The 1,441-nt window shown below is 52.5% G+C and carries 1 protein-coding gene; it reads left to right on the forward strand.

Annotation, left to right across the window (positions count from 1 at the left end):
- Positions 1-449: 449 nt before the first annotated feature.
- Positions 450-1,441: ATP-dependent nuclease (locus AAHB17_RS24435; RefSeq protein WP_342133663.1), on the forward strand; the 992-nt coding region annotated here is incomplete at its 3' end.

Raw genomic sequence — 1,441 nt, forward strand, 5'->3', positions numbered from 1 at the left:
GTCAGAGTCACTCACCGTCGGCGGCTTGAACGGCGGCGTCGATCGCTACCGGCCATTCAACTCACATCGGCTCCAATGACGGCTGTTCCTCCAAGACAGGGAATTCGATGCGCGGAGATGAAATCCGGGCATGATCGACAGGTCTGGATCGGACCGTACACGTACTCCCGACCTTGAGTAGGCATTCAGCTTCAAGCCGTAAACCGGTCATCGCTGAATAGCTGGCTTTACTTCCTAGTCTGTGATGTGCGTGGCTGCGTGGCTGCGTGGCTGCGTGGCTGCGTGGCTGCGGGGTTTCGTGGTTTCCCATACCTGTATAAAGATCAGGTTAAATGGCGCAAGGCTCCGTTTTGGGATACGCGGTATATTTTTGCTAGCCCGGGCATAGCTAGCGTCCTGCCGTCGTCATCCGCTTTGCTCGAACGTTCTCCCCCTTTACGAAGGCCCGCATGTATCACTACGACCAAAAGCCCGGAACACGCTTCGCCGACGCATCAGCTGAAGCTCTGCAGGCAATTCGTGACTCCGAGTACTCCGTGCTCGTTGGAAGGAACAACTGCGGAAAATCATTTCTCTTGAAGTCATTGACTCAGCAGTGGGGGCAAGCAGCTTCGTACTTAGGCCCGGCGCGCTACCAAAACTTCAATCTGCTTGGCTACTACACGCCCAACCGGAATCGGCGAGACGAGAAGTGGCGGCAGTTCATGAGTCAATGGCAGCAACAGCAGCAAAACATCGACAACTCGCCGATGAACTTACAGCAAGCAATCGCGGAACTCTCCGATGATCAACGCAGCCGCCTCGCGGAGATCATGAAGACACTGCTTGGCGTTGAACTCGAATGGCGCCAAACAGTCGACGGTAACTCGATGTCACAGAAATACATCTCTTGCGGTGGTCACAATATCTCATACACAAGTTCTGGGTTCAGGTTGATCACCACATTGGTTACGAGCCTTCTCGATACGGACTACGACACATTCCTAATCGATGAGCCCGAACTTGGGATCAGTCCGGAAGCCCAAGGAATACTGGCCGACTTCTTGTTCGATCGAGAGCATCGAGCTCGGTACTTTCCTCACATCAAAACGATTGTGTTTGCGACTCACTCGACTATCTTTCTTGACCGGACCCGGATCTCGAACAATTACACGGTGCAAAAAGTAGGCGACGAGATTTCTATTCAACCGATCCTTGGCCAAGCTGACTTTAACAACATCCATTTTTTCCTTCTTGGGAATCGATTCGAAACCCTATATTTACCTTCTGCAATCGTTCTCGTTGAAGGCAAATGCGACGACAAGTTCATCGAGCGCGTGGTGTCGCTGCGGCATCCATCCTCACAGATCAGTGTCATCTCCGCGAACTCAGATAGCAGAATCAAGGAAATTTTGAACGTCGCCAAGGGCCTGTTTGCCGATATACAGCGTAGCCCTTACAG

It is taken from the genome of Hydrogenophaga sp. OTU3427 (assembly GCF_038440225.1).
GTDB lineage: Bacteria > Pseudomonadota > Gammaproteobacteria > Burkholderiales > Burkholderiaceae_C > Hydrogenophaga.